Origin of the sequence: Sphaerotilus mobilis (genome assembly GCF_004216565.1) — a bacterium.
Lineage (GTDB): Bacteria > Pseudomonadota > Gammaproteobacteria > Burkholderiales > Burkholderiaceae_C > Sphaerotilus > Sphaerotilus mobilis.
In genome coordinates this window covers 438,215-457,242 of record NZ_SGWV01000008.1, presented here as the reverse complement: position 1 = coordinate 457,242, position 19,028 = coordinate 438,215, and the positions used below count along the sequence as shown (strand labels likewise).

Annotated in this window: 15 protein-coding genes; 7 read left to right on the top strand and 8 right to left on the bottom strand. The window is 69.0% G+C overall.

Going from position 1 to position 19,028, the window contains the following annotated elements:
* Positions 1–18: 18 nt before the first annotated feature.
* The 4 genes from EV685_RS07375 to EV685_RS07360 all read right to left on the bottom strand — a co-directional run bounded on the left by EV685_RS07375 (position 19) and on the right by EV685_RS07360 (position 5,699).
* A complete protein-coding gene (locus EV685_RS07375; RefSeq protein WP_165396739.1) occupies positions 19–1,125 on the bottom strand; it encodes a GGDEF domain-containing protein in 1,107 nt (368 codons plus the stop codon).
* 106 nt (positions 1,126–1,231) lie between these two features.
* Entirely contained in the window at positions 1,232–3,595 is a 2,364-nt protein-coding gene (locus tag EV685_RS07370) for a putative bifunctional diguanylate cyclase/phosphodiesterase (protein ID WP_130481350.1), read from the bottom strand.
* Entirely contained in the window at positions 3,589–4,578 is a 990-nt protein-coding gene (locus tag EV685_RS07365; RefSeq protein WP_165396738.1) for a substrate-binding domain-containing protein, read from the bottom strand. The genes EV685_RS07370 and EV685_RS07365 overlap by 7 nt, the downstream gene beginning before the upstream one ends.
* A gap of 209 nt (positions 4,579–4,787) precedes the next feature.
* On the bottom strand, positions 4,788–5,699 hold the full coding sequence (locus EV685_RS07360; RefSeq protein ID WP_130481348.1) for a LysR family transcriptional regulator: 912 nt from the start codon (positions 5,697–5,699) through the stop codon (positions 4,788–4,790).
* A 91-nt stretch (positions 5,700–5,790) separates the two neighbouring features.
* On the opposite strand from EV685_RS07360, the gene EV685_RS21255 reads away from it, so the two are divergent.
* The 5 genes from EV685_RS21255 to EV685_RS07335 all read left to right on the top strand — a co-directional run bounded on the left by EV685_RS21255 (position 5,791) and on the right by EV685_RS07335 (position 12,329).
* Positions 5,791–7,854 (top strand): 4-oxalomesaconate tautomerase, encoded by a 2,064-nt coding sequence (locus EV685_RS21255; RefSeq protein ID WP_130481347.1) that lies wholly within the window; start codon positions 5,791–5,793, stop codon positions 7,852–7,854.
* Between the two features lie 37 nt (positions 7,855–7,891).
* Positions 7,892–8,740, top strand: coding sequence for an HTD2 family dehydratase (locus EV685_RS07350; protein WP_130481346.1), 849 nt, complete (start codon positions 7,892–7,894; stop codon positions 8,738–8,740).
* A gap of 97 nt (positions 8,741–8,837) precedes the next feature.
* Positions 8,838–10,022 (top strand): CaiB/BaiF CoA transferase family protein, encoded by a 1,185-nt coding sequence (locus tag EV685_RS07345; protein WP_130481345.1) that lies wholly within the window; start codon positions 8,838–8,840, stop codon positions 10,020–10,022.
* Between the two features lie 2 nt (positions 10,023–10,024).
* Positions 10,025–10,876 carry an HpcH/HpaI aldolase/citrate lyase family protein gene (locus EV685_RS07340; RefSeq protein WP_130481344.1) on the top strand — a complete coding sequence of 284 codons (852 nt, stop codon included), beginning with the start codon at positions 10,025–10,027 and terminating at the stop codon, positions 10,874–10,876.
* 106 nt (positions 10,877–10,982) lie between these two features.
* Entirely contained in the window at positions 10,983–12,329 is a 1,347-nt protein-coding gene (locus EV685_RS07335; RefSeq protein WP_130481343.1) for a class-II fumarase/aspartase family protein, read from the top strand.
* A gap of 46 nt (positions 12,330–12,375) precedes the next feature.
* On the opposite strand, the gene EV685_RS07330 is transcribed toward EV685_RS07335, so the two are convergent.
* The 4 genes from EV685_RS07330 to EV685_RS07315 form a co-directional block, all read right to left on the bottom strand.
* On the bottom strand, positions 12,376–13,395 hold the full coding sequence (locus tag EV685_RS07330) for a TRAP transporter substrate-binding protein (protein WP_130481342.1): 1,020 nt from the start codon (positions 13,393–13,395) through the stop codon (positions 12,376–12,378).
* Positions 13,396–13,499: 104 nt separating this feature from the next.
* Positions 13,500–14,792 carry a TRAP transporter large permease gene (locus EV685_RS07325; RefSeq protein WP_130481708.1) on the bottom strand — a complete coding sequence of 431 codons (1,293 nt, stop codon included), beginning with the start codon at positions 14,790–14,792 and terminating at the stop codon, positions 13,500–13,502.
* A gap of 14 nt (positions 14,793–14,806) precedes the next feature.
* Positions 14,807–15,313 carry a TRAP transporter small permease subunit gene (locus tag EV685_RS07320; protein ID WP_130481341.1) on the bottom strand — a complete coding sequence of 169 codons (507 nt, stop codon included), beginning with the start codon at positions 15,311–15,313 and terminating at the stop codon, positions 14,807–14,809.
* Complete coding sequence (locus EV685_RS07315; protein WP_130481340.1) at positions 15,310–15,825, bottom strand: gluconokinase; 516 nt, start codon at positions 15,823–15,825, stop codon at positions 15,310–15,312. Before EV685_RS07315 ends, EV685_RS07320 begins: the two co-directional genes overlap by 4 nt.
* Before the next feature lie 219 nt (positions 15,826–16,044).
* Between EV685_RS07315 and gntR the strand changes: the two genes are divergently transcribed.
* Together gntR and EV685_RS07305 are read left to right on the top strand one after the other, a co-directional pair.
* Positions 16,045–17,091: an HTH-type transcriptional regulator GntR gene (gene gntR / locus EV685_RS07310; RefSeq protein ID WP_130481339.1), complete on the top strand. Its 1,047-nt coding sequence runs from the start codon at positions 16,045–16,047 to the stop codon at positions 17,089–17,091.
* A gap of 172 nt (positions 17,092–17,263) precedes the next feature.
* Positions 17,264–18,994, top strand: coding sequence for a putative bifunctional diguanylate cyclase/phosphodiesterase (locus EV685_RS07305; RefSeq protein ID WP_130481338.1), 1,731 nt, complete (start codon positions 17,264–17,266; stop codon positions 18,992–18,994).
* Positions 18,995–19,028 lie beyond the last annotated feature (34 nt).

Here is a 19,028-nt window from a genome sequence, read left to right as displayed (position 1 = left end):
TCGATCATGTTCCGAGGCTCAGTCGAACAAGGGCGCGGTCCGTGTGTCGCCGGGCGCGGCGAGGTCCTGTTCCGCCGCCAGCACCACCCGGTCACGACCCGCGGACTTGGCCGTGTAGAGCGCCCGGTCAGCGCGCAGCAACAGGCTGTCGACGTCGTCATGGTCGCGGCAGACCGCCACGCCGAGGCTGACGGTCAGAGGCTCGCCGTGCGGCGTCGGGCTGCTGGCGACGGCTTCGCGCACCCGTTCGGCGATCTCGCGCGCAGCCTCCTGCGGGGTGCCGGGCGCGCAGATCAGGAACTCTTCGCCGCCCCAGCGCGCCAGCGTGTCGCTGCTGCGCAGATGGGTCCGCATCAGCGCGCCCAGGTGGATCAGCACGGCGTCGCCGACGGCATGGCCGTGGCGGTCGTTGACGGCCTTGAAGTGGTCCGCATCGACCAGCACGATCGCCAGCGGCAGGTCGGCCCGGCGCGACGAATCCAGCGTGCTGTGGAGCGTGTCCAGCATCGACCGGCGATTGGGCAGGCCGGTCAGCACGTCCGTCGCCGCCAGCGTGCGCATGCGCTCGGCGCTGGCGCTGGCATCGGCATGGCTGTCGCGCAGCTTGACCACGGCCCACAGCAGCAAGACATACATCGCATGCGACAGGGCGATGACCACCAGCAGCGGGCCGGACTCCCAGGTCCAGGTGGGCAGCTGATCCTGGTGCCACCACAAGACCATGGGCACGAAGATCGCCGATGCGGTGATGCTGCAGACCACCAGCGCCACTGGCAGGGTCAGGAACACGAAGGCGCAGCCATAGGCCAGCGGCACCCAGTAGAGCGTTGTCAGGGTCTGGTACCACTGCTCGGGCCCGGGGCTCTCAAGCAGCGTCAGGTGCAGCGCGGCGATCAGGTAGAGGTTGAAGGCAGAGACCGGGATCGGTCGGAGTCGTGCGTCGAGATCGGGTCGCCGCACCATCACCAGGCCGGTGCCGCCGACGATCACCGCCAGCAGTGGCTCCATCCAGATGTCCCAGGGTGTGATGACCCCTTGGTGGAGTTCGATCTGCCAGACGCACAGGATCACCGTCGCGCCGATGAACAGCAGGATGTGCAGGACCCGTGCGACGGTCTCCGGCATCGGTGACTCGGTGCGGGTGTTTGTCGGAGGCGGGCGGTGGATCGACATGGCTTGGACGGGTTGTCGGCGGGGTCCGATGCGACTTGAGTGTGTGCGACCGCCTGAATCAGGGGTTCGTCACGGTCTGCTCCAGCAAATTCATGAATGCCGGCAAGGGCAAGGGCCGGCTGAACAGGTAGCCCTGGTAGGCCCGACAACCCATGTCGGCCAGACGCACGCGCTGCGACTCCTGTTCGACGCCCTCGGCCAGCACGCCCAGGCCCAGGCTGTCGGCCAGCGCGATGATGGTGCGGGCGATGGCGGCATCGTCGTCGTCCTTGAGCAGGTGGTCGACAAAGAGGCGGTCGATCTTGAGCTGGTCCAGCGGCAGGCGCTTGAGGTAGGCCAAGGACGAATAACCGGTGCCGAAGTCGTCGAGCGAGAAGCGCACGCCCGCCGAGCGCAGCGCCACCATCTTCGGCACGATGTCGTCGAAGTCGTCGACCAGCACGCTCTCGGTCAGCTCGAGCTTCAGGCGTTTCGGTTTCGCGCCGCTGCGTGCCAGTTCGTCGAGCACGCCGCTGGCGAAATCGGGCCGGCGGAACTGGATCGCGCTGACGTTGACCGACAGGTCCAGTTCGGCCGTGGCCGGATCACGCGACCAGCGCGCCAGCTGGGCGCAGGCGGTGCGCAGCACCCAGGCGCCGAGCGACAGGATCAGGCCGGACTGTTCTGCCAGCGGGATGAAGGTGGCCGGCGAGACCCAGCCGCGCTGCGGATGCTGCCAGCGCAGCAGCGCTTCCGCGCCGGTGATCCGGGTGCCCTGTGCGTCGTGGTCGACCACCTGAGGCTGGTAGTGCAAGGAAAGCTGGCCGAGGTCGATCGCGCGGCGCAGGTCATCTTCGAGCGTCGAGCGGTCGATCAGCGCGGCCTGCATCGGGGCGTCAAAGAAGCGCAGCGCGTTGCGCCCGGCTGCCTTGGCGTTGTACATCGCCAGATCGGCCTTGCGCAGCAGGCCATCGACCGTGTCCGAGGTCGACCCAAACGGCACCACGCCGATGCTGGGCGTGCTGGTGCGCACGACGTCGCCAAGCGGGTAGGGCTGACCCAGCGCGGCCATCATCTTGTCGCCGACGACCTGGGCCATCGCCACCGCATCGGCGGCGCTACGGGCGATCGGGTCCAGCACGACCGCGAACTCGTCGCCACCGAAACGGGCCACCGTGTCCTCGCGACGCAGGCAGGCACTGAGCCGGCCGGCCACCTGGCGCAGCAGGCGGTCGCCGACCTCATGGCCCAGCGTGTCGTTGAGGTTCTTGAAGTTGTCCAGGTCGATGAACAGCAAGGCGCCATGCCGGCCATCGGCCGTGGCGGTGGCCAGGGCATCGCGCAGCCGATCGAGCAACAGGCGGCGGTTGGGCAGGCGCGTCAGCGGGTCGTAGTAGGCCAGCTGGTGGATCTCGCGCTCGGTGGCCTTGCGCTCGGAGATGTCCTCGATCACCCAGATGCTGCCGGCACCGGCTGACTGCTGATCCAGCCGGCAGACCCGCAGATGGGCCCAGAACGGGTGTCCGTCCGGAAGCCGCAGCTCGATCTCGGCCTCGCGGGTGTCCGGAAGATCGGGCAACAGCTCGCGCAGCTGCAAGCCGATCAGGCCACCGCGCGGTCGACCGAAGACCTGATCGGCCTGCGGATTGGCCAGGCGCACGACGCCGTCCTGCTCGAACACGATGCCAACGTCGACGTTGTCCAGGATCGCGCGCTGCTGCGCGAACAAGTCCCTCAGGTCGCTGCGCATGCGCTCCATCTGGCTGGCGAGCTGGCCGATCTCGTCCGATCGCTGCCAGGGCAGGGCCCGTTCGAGGTTGCCGCTGGCCAGCTGGTCCGAGAAACGGGTCAGGGCCGACAGCGGCTGCAGCACGCGGGCCCGGAAGGTCCACAGCAGCAACAGCGTCGACAGCCCCAGCTGCATCAGCAGCACCAGCCCCAGCGAGCGCAGCTCGTTCTGAACCTGCTGCTGCGCGGCGGCGGTGTTCACCGTCAGTTCGACCCAGCCTGCGAGTTCGCCGGAATGGCCCGCCGGATCGGTCTTGGCGTTGAAGCGCAGCTCGCGCCGTGCGGTGGCGAGCCTGAGCACCTGATCGCCCGGTTGACGCGTCAGCTCCAGCAAGGGCAGCCACTGCGCGTCGCGGACCTCGATGCGGATCACGCGGTCGTCGAGCATGGCCGCCGAGGCGATCCGGTCCAGGCCATTGCGGTCAAAGTTCCAGGCCGGCACGGCCAGCGCAGACGCCAGCAGCGCGGCCCGTTCGTCGAGCTGGCTGGCCGCATCGACGGCAACCTGCTGGGTGCGCAGTCGCGACAGCATCCAGCCACCGATGCCGGCCGGCACCAGCAGGCCAACGAGGATGCCCAGCACGATGCCGATGGTGAGACCACGACGGGCCAGTCGCCCCTGCAGGTCCCGCAGTCGCTGGAGCCGCTTCAGCATGTCAGGCACATGAGCTGACGGATGTCGGGCTGGGCCATGTTCTCGCGCGTCACCAGCCGGGTCTCGATGGTGAACTTCTTGTTGGCCATGCCCGGTGGCAACGGAGCCGATGCGGGTGCGGGCCGGACATCGCTCATCAGGCTGATCGCCAGCCGTGCACCCAGCAGGCCCATGTGGCGCGGGTCCTGGATCACCAGGGCGTCGATCTCGCCCGAGCCCACCGCGTCGAGCAGAAAGGGCGTTGCATCGAAACCGATGAAGATGTGCCGCCGAGGCCGGGCGACGCTGCGCAGCGCGCGCAGCATGCCGTCGGTCGACGACTCGTTGACGCTGAAGATGCCGTCGACGTCCGGATGGTTGCGCAGCAGTTCGCCGGCCCGGGCCCGCAGGTCCCCGGGTGCGCCGCCGCCAAAGACATCGGCCACCACGCGCACGGTGGGCGCGATGCGGCCCAGTTCCTCGACGAAGCCTCGGCCGCGGTCGAAGGTGGAGGCACTGCCGGCCAGCGTGCGCAGCACCAACACATCGCCCTTGCCACCGAGCCGACGTGCCATTTCCCGGGCCGCTTGTCGCCCGGCGGCGAGGTTGTCGGTGGCCACCAGGGCGCTGTGCGCGTCGCCGTCCAGCGCCGAGTCCAGGATGATCACGGGAATGCCGGCGGCGACGGCGGCCTGCACCGGTTCGAGCAGCCGCGTGCGGTCGTTGGCGGCCAGCACGATCGCGTCGACATCGGGCCGGATGTAGGACTGCAGGATGCGGATCTGCGCCAGCGCATCGCCGCTGTAGGCCGGCCCGCGCCAGGTCAGCCCGACATCGCGGCCGGCCCGCCCGGCCTCGGCCACCGCCTGCTCGACGCCGCTGCGGACCAGATCCCAGAACAACTGGTCGCTGGCCTTCGGGATCACGACCAGATGCCGCTTGCGTTCACCGGCCTGCACAGCGGCCACACCGGCACCCGCCGGCAGCAGCGGCGAGAGTGCCAAACAGACGCTCAGACGGCGTCGCAGCAGGTTACGCCCCAAGGTTCCGTCCCTGTCCTGGTCTTGACCGACCGGTTCGCCGACGACGCCGGACGTGGCCGGCGCAGCCACGTCCGGGTGACGGTCGCCTGGCTGATTCTGCGCTACCCAAGCGAAGACAGGAAGACAGGACCTTGCGTTGGCGTCCCATGTGGCACGGCACTTGATGCGCGTCAGCCCGACCGGGTTTTGCGGGCCCGCACCCCGACCAACAGGTCGTAAAGGTGTTGCGCGGCCGGCGACAGCGTGCGGCCACGTTTGCGGATCAGGCCGACCTTGCGGGTCACCACCGGATCGACCAGCGGCACGCTGACCAGCAGTGGGTGGTCGCGCCCCGGCATCGCCATGGACGGCACAGCCGCCACGCCGAGGCCGGCCTCGACCAGACCCAGCAGCGTGGTGACGTGCTGGGTCTCGTAAATGGCCTGCGGCGCCCGGGCCACGCCCGCCAGCGCCTGGTCCAGCAACAGCCGGTTGCCCGAGCTGCGGTTGACGGCGATGACGTCGTGTTCGCCCAGCTGGCTCCAGCTGACCCGCTTCATCGCCGCGATCGGATGGTCGCGCCGGCAGGCGGCCACGAAGCGTTCCTCCACCAGGGCGCGGAACTCGAGGTCGCCTTCCTGTGCGCCGATGAAGTTCAGTCCGAAGTCGGCGGCCCCGCGCGAGACCGCGTCCAGCGCCTCGTTGGCTCCGGCATCGAGGACCCTGACCCGCACCTTGGGATGGGTCTCGCGGTAGCGCAGGATGACCTGCGAGAGGTAGTAGTTGACCGTCGACGGCACGCAGGCGACGGTGACCTCGCCCATGCGCGTGGCCGCCACACCGCGGATGCTCAGCAGCGTCACGTCGAGGTCGTCGAGCAGCGCGCGCACCTGGCGTTCGAACTCGCGGCCGACGGTGGTCAGCGTGACCCGGCGCGTGGTGCGTTCGAGCAGCCGCACGCCCAGCGCCTGTTCGAGCTTGTCGATGCGCCGGCTGAAGGCGGGCTGCGAGAGGTGGACCGACTCCGCCGCCTTGCGAAAGTTGGCCAGTTCGGCAACGGCGCGAAAGGCCATCAGGTCATTGAGGTCGAAGTTGATGGCCATGAGCGGCTCCCGTCATTGATGCCGATAGGCTATCAATTGATCGCGACAATGCAATTCACGAAAGCTTGGGGGCTCACCATCATGCCGACCCATGCAATCCCTCACCGTCCCCTGCGTCCTGATGCGAGCCGGCACCTCGCGCGGTCCGTTTTTCTTGCGGGAATGGTTGCCGGCCGACGAGGCGGCGCGTGACGAGGCGCTGATCGGCGCGATCGGCGCATCCGATCTGCTGCAGGTCGACGGCGTGGGCGGCGGCAGCACGCTGACCAGCAAGGTCGCGATCGTGTCGCGTTCGAGCCAGCCGGACTGCCAGCTGGATTACCTCTTCGCCCAGGTCGGCGTCGGCCAGACCTCGGTCGACACGCGGCCCAACTGCGGCAACATGCTTTCGGGTGTCGTGCCCTTTGCGATCGAGCAGGGCCTGATCGACGCCGACGACGGCGAGACCACCGTGCGGGTCTACAACGTCAACACCCGCGCACGCATCGACGTGACCGTGATGACGCCGGGCCGGCGCATCACCTACGACGGGCTGACCGCCATCGACGGCGTGGCGGGCACCGCCGCGCCGATCCGGCTGAACTTCCTCGATGCCTGGGGTTCCGTCACCGGCTCGATCTTCCCGACCGGCCAGCGCATCGACGTCATCGACGGCGTGGAGGTCAGCTGCATCGATGCGGCCATGCCGCTGATGATCGTCCGCGCCCGTGATCTCGGCCTGGCCGGACGCGAGGCGCCGGCCGAGATCGATGCCAACCGCGCGCTGCTCGAACGCATCGAGTCGCTGCGCCGCATTGCTGGCGAGCGCATGGGCCTGGGCGACGTGTCCACCAGCGTCATCCCCAAGCCGGTGCTGGTCAGTCCGGGCGAAGACGCCGACAGCGTGACCTCGCGCTACTTCACGCCGCGCCGCTGTCACGCCTCGCATGCGGTGACCGGTGCGATCGGCGTGGCGACCGCGTTCGCCCTGCCGGGCACGGTGGCCAGCCAACCCGCTGTCACCGATGGCCCGCGCCGCATCGCCGTGCTGCACCCACAAGGCCGCATCGAGGTCGAGGTCGTCATCGACGGCCACGGCGCCGATGCGCGCATCACCCGAGCCGCGCTGGTCCGCACGGCCCGCAAGATCCTGCAGGGCGACCTGCACATCCCTGCCTACGTGTTCTCGAAGCCCCCCGAAGGAGACAAACCGATGAAGCCGTTGATCGCCCCTGTGCTCGCCGCCGCTGTGCTGGCCGCATCCGCCCCTGCCGCCCTGGCCTGGCCCGACAAGACCATCACGCTGGTGGTGCCCACCGCTGCCGGTGGCGGCAATGACGCCATGGCCCGCACCATTGCCCAGAAGCTCGGGCCGCTGCTGGGCCAGACCATCGTGATCGACAACCGGGCCGGCGCCAACGGCTCGATCGCCAGCGAATACGTCGCCCGTGCGCCGGCCGACGGCCACACGCTGATGTTCGGCTACATCGCCACCCACGCGATGAACCCGGCGCTGCAGAAGCTGCGCTACGACCCGGTGGCCGACTTCGAGCCGGTCGGCCTGGTGGGCTACTCGGCCACGCTGATGGTGGCGCACGCCAAGACCCCGGTGAAGGACGTGCGCGAGCTGGTCAGCCAACTCAAGGCCAAGCCCGATGCCTACACCTATGCCTCGGCCGGCAATGGCACGGCGCCTCACTACGCCGCCGAGCTGTTCAAGCTGGCGGCCGGGGTCGAGATGACCGGCATTCCCTACAAGGGCTCCGCCCCTGCGGTGACCGACACCATCGGCGGACAAACGCAGTTCATGTTCCCCAGCCTGTTCACCGCCTATCCGCACGTCAAGTCCGGCAAGCTGCGCGCGCTGGCCGTCGCAGGCCCGAAACGCGCGGCCCTGCTGCCGGATGTGCCGACCCTGCGGGAGGCTGGCGTCGAGGGCGTCGAGGTGCAGCAGTGGTACGGCGTGTTCGCGCCGGCCAAGACGCCCAAGGCGGTGATCGATCAGCTCAACAAGGCGCTCAACCAGGTCCTGACGGACAAGGACATCGTCAAGCGCATCGAGGACCACGGCGCCGACGTCGAGACCAGCACGCCGGCCGAACTGGGCAACATGGTCAAGACCGAGCTGACCAAGTGGAAGGCCGTGGTTCAGCGTGCCAAGCTGTCGGCCGAATGACGACACCCGTCACGCGACCACCCCGGAGATGACTCCCATGCAGGATCTCAGCACCTGGATCGGCCGCAGCGAGACGCTGCACGACACCTTCACCGCCGCTCCCGTTCGGGCGTTGAGCGCCACGCTTGACCATGCCGAGGCGCCCGATGCCGCCGGATCGCCCCTGCCACCGCTGTGGCACTGGCTCTACTTCCTGCCGATGCACCGCCAGAGCGAGATCGGGCCGGACGGCCACGCCCGTCGCGGCGGCTTCCTGCCGCCGGTGCCGCTGCCGCGCCGCATGTGGGCCGGCAGCCAGTTCGATTTCCGCCGAGCGCTGCGGGTCGGTGACGCGGTCGAACGCCGCTCGACCATCGAGAACGTGAGCCGCAAGGACGGTCGCACCGGCGCGCTGGTCTTCGTGAAGGTGCGCCACGAGCTGTACACCGCCGACGCGACCGAGCCGGCGCTGGTCGAGCATCACGACATCGTCTACCGCGAGGCGCGCCGGCCCGACGACATCGAGCCGCCACCGCAGCCCGCGCCGACCGGGGCAGCCTGGCGGCGCGAGCTGCTGCCCGACGACGTGCTGCTGTTCCGCTATTCGGCGCTGACCTTCAACGGCCACCGCATCCACTACGACCGGCGCTATGTCACCGAGGTCGAGGGCTACCCCGGACTGATCGTGCACGGCCCGCTGATCGCCACCTTGCTGATGGACCTGCTGCGCCGCGAGTGGCCTGAGGCCGACGTGGCCAGCTTCCGCTTCAAGGCGGTCCGCCCGACCTTCGATGGCAGGCCGATGGCCGTGCATGGCCAGCCCGACGCCGACGGTCGCAGCGTGCGGCTGTGGGCCAGCGATCACGAGGGCTGGCTGACGATGGACGCCGTGGCCACGTTGCGCTGATCCGGACCGGAACGCCCGTCGCAGCCTGCAGCAGCCCGTCTCAGCCCGTCTCAGCCCGCTAACGCCTGCCCGTCACCCACCGCCGGAACCCACCGACATGCAACCTTTGCAAGGCATCACCGTCGTCACGCTCGAACACGCGATTGCCGCGCCATTTGCGAGCCGCCAGCTCGCCGACCTGGGCGCACGGGTCATCAAGATCGAACGACCCGGCGTGGGCGACTTCGCCCGGGGCTATGACACGCGGGTGCGCGGCCTGGCGTCGCACTTCGTCTGGACCAACCGCTCCAAGGAAAGTGTGACGCTCGACGTCAAGCACCCAGCAGCCCGGGCGCTGCTGCAGCGCCTGGTGCTGGAGCAGGCCGATGTGCTGATCCAGAACCTGGCCCCCGGCGCCGCTGCCCGGCTGGGCCTGGGCTGGGACGAGCTCAAGCCGCTCAAGCCCTCGCTGATCGTCTGCGACATCTCCGGCTACGGCTCGGACGGCCCCTATCGCGACAAGAAGGCCTACGACCTGCTGATCCAGAGCGAGGCCGGCTTCTTGTCCGTCACCGGCACGGCCGACGAGCCCTGCAAGGCCGGGCCGTCGATCGCCGACATCGCGGCGGGCATGTACGCCCACAGCCAGATCCTGGCCGCGCTGCTGCAGCGGGGGCGCACAGGGCAGGGCGCCCACATCGACCTGTCGATGCTGGAGGCGCTGACCGAATGGACCAGCTACCCGCTGTACTACGCCTTCGACGGCGCAGCGCCACCGGCCCGCACCGGTGCCAGCCACGCCACCATCTACCCCTACGGACCCTTCCCGGCGGGCGATGGCGGCACCGTCATGCTGGGTCTGCAGAACGAACGTGAATGGGCCGCCTTCTGCGCGGTCGTGCTGCAGATGCCGGACCTGGCACGCGATCCCCGCTTCGACGCCAACCCGAAGCGCAGCGCCGAACGGGTCGCCCTGCGTGCGTTGATCGTCGAGGTCTTTGCGGCCCTGAGCACGGCCCAGGTGCTCGAACGCATCGAGGCCGCGCAGATCGCCAACGCCCGTGTCAACACCATGGCCGAGGTCTGGGACCACCCGCAGCTGCGCGCCCGGGATCGCTGGCGCGAGGTCGACACCCCCGCCGGACCGGTGCCGGCGCTCTTGCCACCGGGCAGCTGGAACGATGGCGAAGGACCACGCATGGACCCGGTCCCCGCGCTGGGTCAACACACCGACGCCGTGTTGGGCGCGCTGGGCCTGAACCCCGCCGACATCGCCGCCCTGCGCGCCGACGGAGCGATCTGAGCATGTCGCCGCGCAGCTACCTGTTCGTGCCGGGCGACCGTCCCGAGCGCCTGGCCAAGGCCTTGGCCAGCGGCGCCGACGCGGTCGTGCTGGATCTCGAAGACGCGGTGGCGCCGACCCGCAAGGCCATGGCGCGAGAGGCGATGTTCGAGGCCCTGTCGACGCTTGCAGCGGCCAGCGATGCGGCCGGGCGATGCGTCGTGCGCATCAACGATCGGTCCAGTCCCCACCATGCCGAGGACCTGGCATGGCTGGCCCGGCTGGCCCAGGCGGACATCTCGCTGGCTGGCGTCATGTTGCCCAAGGCAGAGTCGGCCGACGACATCGCCGCGCTGCGCATGGGCATCGGCACCTTGCCGGTGCTGGCCTTGATCGAGAGCGCCCGTGGCGTGCTGCAGGCTGGCGCGATCGCGGCAGCGCCGGGCGTGCAGCGGCTGGTGTTTGGCACGCTCGACTACGCGCTCGACCTCGATCTGGACCTGGACGCCTGGCCCGAGCCGCTGGCACTGGACGCCGCAGCCGCGACGCTGGCGCAGGCCTCGCGCTCGGCAGGCCTGGTTTCACCGGTGGCCGGGGTCACCGTGCAGATCGACGACGAGGCCCCGCTGCAGCGCGACCTGGCCCGCCAGCGTGCGCACGGCTACGGCGCCAAGCTGTGCATCCACCCGCGCCAGATTGCGGCCGTGCATGCCGCGTTGACGCCCGATGCCGCCACGCTGGCCTGGGCGCGGCGCGTGCTGCAAGCCATCGCCGAGGCTGGCGACCAGGCCGGGGTCGTGCAACTTGACGGCCGCATGGTCGACCGACCGGTGATCGAACGTGCCCGCCGCCTGCTCGCCCGTGCGCCGGGCTGATGCTTGCCCGAGACGTGCCGCGTCCATCCACGCCGAACGCATCCCACCCGCTTCCATTCGCATCCATTCACATCACACAAGCAACACCCCACGAGGAGGAAACCCCATGGCCGCCAGCATCATTGACTCGCAGATCTTCCAGGGCATCTTCGGCACCGAGGCCATGCGCCAGGTCTGGTCCGACGAGAACCGCACCGCGCAGTACGTTGCCGTCGAGCGCGCACTGGCGATCGTGCAGGGCCGGCTTGGCCTGATCCCGCAAGAGGCGGCCGACGAGATCGTCAGCCACTGCGAGATCGGCCAGATCGACATGGCCCGGCTGCGCGAGCAGACCGAGCGCATCGGCTACCCCATCCTGGGCGTGGTCACGCAGATCAACCAGCTCTGCCGCGACGGCCTGGGCGAGTACGTGCACTGGGGCGCGACCACCCAGGACATCACCGACACCGCGACGGTGCTGCAGATCCGCCAGGCCTTGCAGCTGGTCGACGACGAACTGGCCGCGATCGCCCAGGCCATGGCCCAACTGGCCCGCGAACACCGCCTCACGCCGATGATCGGCCGCAGCAATCTGCAGCAGGCCATTCCCGTGACCTTCGGCTACAAGATCGCCGGTCTGCTGTCGGCCGTGCTGCGCCACCGTGAGCGACTGGCGCAGCTGCGCGAACGGGTGCTGGTGGGTGAGTTCGCCGGCGCCGCCGGCACGCTGGCCTCGCTGCAGACCGGCGCGATGGAGACCCAGGCCGCGCTGTGCGCCGAACTGGGCCTGGGCCAGCCGGTGATCGCCTGGCACACCATCCGCGACAACATCGCCGAGGTCGGTGCGGTGCTGGGCCTGATCGGGGGCACGCTGGGCAAGCTCAGCATGGACGTCAAGCTGATGATGCAGACCGAGGTCGGCGAGGTCTACGAGCCCTATCACCACGGCCGCGGCTCCAGCAGCACGATGCCGCAGAAGCGCAACCCGATCAGCAGCTGCTACATCCATGCCGCGATCAGCGTGGTGCGCCAGCATGCCGCCGCGCTGATGGACGCGATGGTGGCCGACCACGAGCGCAGCACGGGCCCGTGGGAAATCGAGTGGATCGTGCTGCCGGAGGCCTTCTGCCTGCTCGCCGGCGCGTTGCGCCAGTCACGCGCCGTGCTCGAAGGCCTGGAGGTCGACCCGGTCGCGATGCGTCGCAACATCGACCTGACCGGCGGTCTGGTGATGAGCGAGGCGGTCATGATGGGCCTGGGCCACCACATCGGTCGCGAACATGCGCACGACCTGGTCTACGACCTCTGCCGCGAATCGCTCGCCCGCCGGGTGCCGCTGCTGGACCTGCTGGCCAGCCACCCGGAAATCACGCCGCACGTCGACCGGGCCGGGCTCGAACAGATGCTCGATCCGGCCAACTACCTGGGTCAGTCCGGGTTGATGGTCGACCGGGTGCTGGCGCAAATGGCTTGAGCGCACGGACGGGGTTGGGGCATCTGCCCGCACCCCGTCTCGCGCGTCACTTCCCGCCGCGCAGCTTGCCCAGCGCTGCCTGGGTCTCGCTCCACAGCTCGGCACCCACGTTGGCGGCGATGGCGGTGTTCACGCTGGCGAGCTTCTCGCGCATGCGGGCCGATTCGGTCGCCGGCAGTTCGTTGATCTGCATGCCCTTGGCCTTCAGCTCGGCCAGCGCCTTGGCGGCTTCGTCGCGGGTGTCCTTGCGCTCGAAGTCACGGGCGCTGCGGGCGGCGTCGAGCAGCACCTTCTGCTCGTCCTTGCTCAGGCCGTCCCACCACTTCTTGCTGACCGTGACGATCCACGGGCTGTAGACGTGGTTGGTCACCGACAGGTACTTCTGCACCTCGTAGAACTTGCTCGACAGGATCGTGTTGTACGGGTTCTCCTGGCCGTCGACCGTCTTGGTCTCGAGCGCGCTGAACAGCTCCGAGAAGGGCAGCGGCACGGCGTTGGCGCCCAGCAGCTTGAAGCTGTCGAGGTAGACGTTGTTCTGCATCACGCGCAGCTTGATGCCGTCCAGGTCTTCCAGCTTCGTCACAGGGCGCTTGGTGTTGGTCAGGTTGCGGAAGCCGTTCTCCCAATAGGCCAGGCCGACCAGGCCCTTGTCCTGCAGCTTGTCCATCACCTTCTGGCCGATCGGGCCGTCCAGCACCGCGTCCGCTTCCTTGGCGTTGTTGAACAGGAAGGGCGTGTCCCACAGCGCCATTTCCTTGCTGATGCCCACCAGCGTGGCGGTCGAGCCGACCATCATTTCCTGGGCACCGCCGATCAGCGCCTGCTGCATCTGCGTGTCAGGGCCGAGCGCGGCCGCGCCGATGGCACGCACCTTCATCTTGCCGCCGCTGGCCTTCTCGACCGCCTCGGCAAAGACCTTGACCGCACGGCCCTGGTTGGACTGCTCGTTCAGGCCGTAGCCGAAGCGGATCAGGCGCGGCTTGAAGTCCTGCGCCAGGCTGGCGAAGGGCGCGGCCAGCGCGGCGACAGCGGCGGTGGCGAGCAGGGTGCGGCGAAGCATGGACATGGTTGTCTCCGTTTTCAGTGGGACGGTTGGGGAAGGGAAAGTGGAGGTTCGGGGAGGGGCAGGCAGGGGCAGGCAGGGGCAGGCAGGGGCCACCCATCCACCGATCAGCGCAGCCACGCGACCGGCGCGGTCACGATCTGCGGGAAGACGACGAACAGCGCCAGGATCAGCGTGTAGGTCAGCAAGAAGGGGTTCACGCCCTTGATGACCTGGTGCAGCGACAGCCGGCCGACGCTGGCGACGACGTTGAGCACCGTGCCGACCGGCGGGGTGATCAGGCCGATCGCGCTGTTGAGCACGAACATCAGGCCGAAGTACACCGGGTCGATGCCGGCCTTGACCGCGATCGGCAGCATCACCGGCGCGAAGATCAGGATGGTCGGGGTCAGGTCCAGCGCGGTGCCGATCAGCACCAGCACGACCATCATCACCGCCATCAGCAGACGCGGGCTCTCGACCAGCGGACCGAGCCAGCCGCTCAGCGTCGCAGGCAGGTCGGCCAGCGTGATCATGTAGCTGGCCACGGCTGCCCCGGCGCACAGGAACATCACGATGGACGTGGTCCGGGCGGCCCGCACCAGCACGCCACCGATCTCGCCGGGCGTCATCTCGCGGTGCACGAACAGGGCGATCACCAGCGCATAGAAGGCGGCCACCACGGCGGCCTCGGTCGGCGTGAAGACGCCCGACTTCATGCCGCCGATGATGATGATGGGCATCAGCAGGGCCCAGAAGGCCTGCGCCGTCTTGCGCAGTCGCTCGACCATCGGCACGGGCGCCGAGCCGGCCAGGTCCATGTCGCGCAGCACCAGGCGCCAGGCCACGATCAGGCCGGCACCCATGATCAGGCCGGGCACGATGCCCGAGACGAACAGCGCCGAGATCGAGGTGTTGGTCGTCACGCCGTAGATCACGAACGGCATGCTCGGCGGGATGATGGGCGCGATGATCCCGCCCGAGGCCAGCAGCCCGGCGGAGGTGTGCATCGGGTAGCCGTGCTGCTTCATCATCGGCAGCAGGATGGTCGCCAGCGCGGCGGTGTCGGCCAGGGCCGAGCCGCTCATGCTGGCCATCAGCACGGCCGCGCCGATCGCGACGTAGCCCAGGCCGCCGCGGATGTGGCCGACCCAGGCCTGCGACATCGCGATGATCCGGCGGCTGATGCCGCCCGAGTTCATCAGCTCGCCGGCCAGGATGAAGAAGGGCACCGCCAGCAGCGGGAAGCTGTCGACGCCGGCCACCATGTTCTGGGCCAGCAGCTGGGTGTCCCAGAAGTCCAGCACCCAGGCCATGCCGGCACCGGTCAGCAGCAGGGCAAAGGCCATGTTCATGCCGATGCCCATCAGCACCAGCATCCCCAGCGAGAAAACGACGAAGGCGCTGGCCTCGGGCGTCATGCCGAACATCATGGTCACTCCACCTCGGCGCTGTGGCCGAGATCCAGGGGTTGCATGCGCAGCAGCTCGACGCAGGCCGTCAGGCCGATCGCAACCGCACACAGGAAGGCCGGCAAGGGCAGCAGCGCGGTTGGGTAGCCGAGCACCACCGAGTGGCTGTTCAGCCCGACGATGACCTGCTGCCAGGCGCCCCAGCCCATCAGCGCGCACGCCAGGATGACCAGCAGGCGGATCAGCGCGCTCATCGCCAGCATCGGCACGCGGCGGTGCTTGAGCAGGCCCACCAGGCTGGTGAAGGCCATGTGCTCGCCCGCCGGGTAAGCGGCGGTCGCGCCGATGAAGACCATCCAGACGAACAGCAGGCGCGACAGCTCCTCGCTGGCCGCGATGCCGCTGCCAAAGCCGTAGCGCAGCACGACGTTGACGAACACGGCCAGCGCCATGACGCCCAGGCAGGTCGCCATCAGCAGCTGGGTGATGCGCTGGAAGCGCGAGACACGGGTGGGCGTCGACGGGCTCATGTCGCTTCCTTCGTGGCGGTCGGGCCGTGCAGGGCGTGGGTGGCGGCGGCCGCGACCAGCGTGTGCAGCGGCAAGGTGGCGTCCAGCGTCAACACGCCGGGTTCGCCGCTCGGGGGCTCCAGCGCCTCGAACTGGCTGCTGACCAGCGTGGGCGAGAAGAAGTGGGCGTTGCGGCCGGAGACCCGCGCCTGGGCCGTGGCGATGTCCAGGTCCAGGAAGGCGAAGCGCAGACCCGGTGCGGCCGCGCGCAGGCGCTCGCGGTAGCTGCGCTTGAGCGCCGAGCAGGTCAGCACGGCGCCGTCCGGATGGGCCTGCACCTCGCGGCCAAGGCGGTCGAGCCAGCCGATCCGGTCGGCATCGACCAAGGGCTGGCCGGTCGCCATCTTGGTCTTGTTGGCCGGCGGGTGAAAGTCGTCGCCCTCGATCAGGGTCCAGCCCAGTTCCCGGGCCACCGCCTCGCCGAGGCTGGACTTGCCGCAGCCGGACACGCCCATCACGACCAGCGCGGGCATGTCAGCAGGCCTCCGTGGGTGCGGGTTGCGGCTTGGACAGCGCTATCATCGACGGACAAAAAAAGGGCCTGCAACAATGCGCCATGGCAACGACGGTCAAGGGGACAAACATGCGGGCTGACATAGGTGGATGCACGGCTGCGAACAGCGTGGCGCTGAGGCCACCTTCCGGGGCTTTCAGCGTTTGGACAGCGCTATCCTAAACAGCTTCAAACCCTTATGAACCAGGGAAAACCCGAGTCAACCGACAAGCCGCGCCGATCGCGCGCCACCGGCCGCGTCACGCTCGATGCGGTCGCGGCGGCGGCCGGCGTCAGCCCGATCACGGTCTCGCGCGCCTTGCGCGGCGAGCGCAGCGTCTCGGCCGATCTGGTCGAGCGGGTGCGTGCCGCTGCCGACCAGCTCGGCTATGTGCCCGATCCGGCCGCACGCGCGCTGGCGTCACAGCGCAGCGCCAACGTTGTGGTGCTGGTGCCGCTGCTGTCGAACGCGCTGTTCGTCGACCTGCTCGAAGCCGCGCAACGCACGCTGCAACCGGCCGGCTACCAGACCCTGATCGGCGTGACGCACTACGACCCGGTCGAGGAGGGCCAGCTGCTGCAGGGCTATCTGGCGCACCGGCCGGCCGGCCTGATCGTCACCGGCTTTGACCGCAGCGAGGCCAGCCGCCAGCTGATCGCCGCCAGCGGCGTGCCCTGCGTGCACCTGATGGAGACCACCTCGGCGCCGGGCGTCCACTGGGTCGGCTTCTCGCAGGTCGATGCCGGCCATGCGATCACGGCGCATCTGGTCGCCCGGGGCCGGCGTCGCATCGCCTTTGTCGCCGCCCAGCTGGACCCGCGGGTGCTGCAACGCGCCGAAGGCTACCGGCGCTGTCTGCGTGAGGCCGGCCTGTACGACGCCCGGCTCGAACTGCTGCATCCGGAAAGCTCGTCCATGGCGCTGGGCGCCAGTCTGTTTGAGGACCTGTTGCGCACACGGCCGGACGTCGACGCGGTCTTCTTCTGCAACGACGACCTGGCCCAGGGCGGCCTGCTGGCGGCGCTGCGGCTGGGCGTCCCGGTGCCGGAGCAGGTGGCGGTGGCCGGCTTCAACGACCTTGCCGGCAGCGACCAGATGATCCCGCCGCTGACCACCGTGCACACCCCGCGCGCCGAGATCGGGGTGGCCGCCGCGCGCATGCTGCTGAGCCTGATGCGCAAGGAGCCGGTGTCGCCGGCCGGCGTCGACGTCGGCTACCGCATCGTGGTGCGCGGCAGCAGCTGAGGCCTGGCCTCAACGTCCCCGCTCACCGACCCCTCTCAACGTCCCCTCTCAACGTCCCCTTTCAACTTCCCCTGCCACCCGCCGATAACCCCGGTGGGCATGCACCCGCTGGCCCGGAACACCGACCCACGACCGCGCTGATCCCGCGACGGTCCCATGAGAGCGGCACGCCATGCACGGCAGAGGACTCAACAGCATCCGCTGGCGCTTCACGCTGGCCAGCATCATCCTGACCCTGGCGGGCGTCACGCTGCGAGACGCCGGGCTGGACCCGGACTGGCGGCCCGATGCGGCCTGGCTGCTGACCCTGGCGCTGCTGACGCTGGCGATCGCGGCGGCAACGTTCTGGATGGCCAGCCGGCTGACCGGCCTGATCGCTTCGCTCAAGCGCAGCACCGACGCGATCGCTGCGGGTGACTTCGATGCGCCGGTCGATGTCGACTGCGCGTGCGAGGTCGGCGGCCTCGCACACAGCTTCCGCCAGATGACCTCGCGGCTGAACGCCAACATCTTGCGCATGAACGCGCTGGCCCATGTCGACGCGATCACCGGCCTGCCCAACCGCAGTGTCATCGACCATTTGCTGCGCTACGCACTGGACAGCGAGCGCGAGGGGCGCTTCCGGGCGGCCATCGTGTTCATCGACCTCGACGGCTTCAAGCGCATCAACGACACGCTCGGTCACGCGGGTGGCGATCAGCTGCTGCGGCTGGCCAGCCAGCGCATCCTGGAACGAGGGCTGCAGCGCACCCATGCGACGCTGGACACCTGCATGGACCCGTTCGGCAACCCGTGTGAACGGCTGCCCGAGGACATCGTGTTCGCCCGTTTTGCCGGTGACGAGTTTGTCGCCGTGCTGCCCGGCCAGACCGATCGCACCCGCCTGGCCGGTGTGGGCGAGGCCATCATCGAGGCGCTGCGCGAGCCCTTCCACATCAAGAACCAGGATGTGGTGGTCGGCGCCAGCATCGGCATCGCGATCGCACCGGACGACACCGACTGCGCAGAGGAGCTCCTCACGTTTGCCGATCTGGCGATGTACAGCTCCAAGCAGGCTGGCAAGGCGCGATGCATGTTCTTTGACAAGAAGATCCGCGAGACGCTGGTCGCGCGTGCCCGTGTCGAAGCCGACCTGCGACTGGCGCTGCAGCGTGACGAACTGCTGCTGCACTTCCAGCCCAAGGTCGACACCCAGACGCTGGAGATCGGCTGCGTTGAGGCGCTGGTGCGTTGGCAACACCCGATGCGCGGCCTGCTGATGCCGGCCGATTTCATCGATGTGGCCGAACAAAGCGGCCTGATGTCGCCCTTGGGCCAACAGGTGATGGTGTTGGCGCTGGCGCAGTGCAGACGCTGGCTGGACCAGGGCATTGAACGACCGGTGGCCGTGAACGTGTCACCGTCCCAGTTCGTCGAGCCCGACTTTGTGCCGGGCCTGCTGAAGCTGCTGTCGCAATCCGGCGTGCCGGCCCGCTTGCTGTCCATCGAGATCACCGAGTCGATCGCGATGACCGACTTCGAGATGAATGTGCTGCGCCTGGGCAGCCTGCGGGCGGCGGGTGTGAGGGTGGCGATCGATGATTTCGGCATCGGCTACTCCAACCTGTCGCAGCTGGCCCGCCTGCCGATGGATGAGCTGAAGATCGACCGCTCGCTGATCGCTGCCATCGGCCGCAGCGAGAAGAGCGAAGCCATCATCCGGGCCATTCTGAGCATGGCTCGTGCGCTGGGCTACCGCAGCATCGCCGAAGGCATCGAGACCGCCGAGCAGCTCGCTTTCCTGAGGGACCTGGGCTGCGACGCCTTGCAGGGCTATCTGTTCGGGCGGCCCATGCCGGCGGCACAGATCGAAGACTGGGCTGCCGCCCGCCGCGCCGGTCTGCAGGTCGCCGTGACGGCCTGAACATGGCCGTTGCCGGCCAGGGCTGCGAAGATCG

Excerpts from the sequence above, each read along its gene's own strand:
- gntR (WP_130481339.1), top strand. The coding sequence starts at position 16,045 with ATGAACCAGGGAAAACCCGAGTCAACCGACAAGCCGCGCCGATCGCGC.
- EV685_RS07315 (WP_130481340.1), bottom strand. The coding sequence starts at position 15,825 with ATGCCCGCGCTGGTCGTGATGGGCGTGTCCGGCTGCGGCAAGTCCAGC.
- EV685_RS07375 (WP_165396739.1), bottom strand. The coding sequence starts at position 1,125 with ATGCCGGAGACCGTCGCACGGGTCCTGCACATCCTGCTGTTCATCGGC.
- EV685_RS07330 (WP_130481342.1), bottom strand. The coding sequence starts at position 13,395 with ATGTCCATGCTTCGCCGCACCCTGCTCGCCACCGCCGCTGTCGCCGCG.
- EV685_RS07370 (WP_130481350.1), bottom strand. The coding sequence starts at position 3,595 with ATGCTGAAGCGGCTCCAGCGACTGCGGGACCTGCAGGGGCGACTGGCC.
- EV685_RS07335 (WP_130481343.1), top strand. The coding sequence starts at position 10,983 with ATGGCCGCCAGCATCATTGACTCGCAGATCTTCCAGGGCATCTTCGGC.
- EV685_RS07340 (WP_130481344.1), top strand. The coding sequence starts at position 10,025 with ATGTCGCCGCGCAGCTACCTGTTCGTGCCGGGCGACCGTCCCGAGCGC.
- EV685_RS07325 (WP_130481708.1), bottom strand. The coding sequence starts at position 14,792 with ATGACGCCCGAGGCCAGCGCCTTCGTCGTTTTCTCGCTGGGGATGCTG.
- EV685_RS07350 (WP_130481346.1), top strand. The coding sequence starts at position 7,892 with ATGCAGGATCTCAGCACCTGGATCGGCCGCAGCGAGACGCTGCACGAC.
- EV685_RS07320 (WP_130481341.1), bottom strand. The coding sequence starts at position 15,313 with ATGAGCCCGTCGACGCCCACCCGTGTCTCGCGCTTCCAGCGCATCACC.
- EV685_RS07360 (WP_130481348.1), bottom strand. The coding sequence starts at position 5,699 with ATGGCCATCAACTTCGACCTCAATGACCTGATGGCCTTTCGCGCCGTT.
- EV685_RS21255 (WP_130481347.1), top strand. The coding sequence starts at position 5,791 with ATGCAATCCCTCACCGTCCCCTGCGTCCTGATGCGAGCCGGCACCTCG.
- EV685_RS07305 (WP_130481338.1), top strand. The coding sequence starts at position 17,264 with ATGCACGGCAGAGGACTCAACAGCATCCGCTGGCGCTTCACGCTGGCC.
- EV685_RS07345 (WP_130481345.1), top strand. The coding sequence starts at position 8,838 with ATGCAACCTTTGCAAGGCATCACCGTCGTCACGCTCGAACACGCGATT.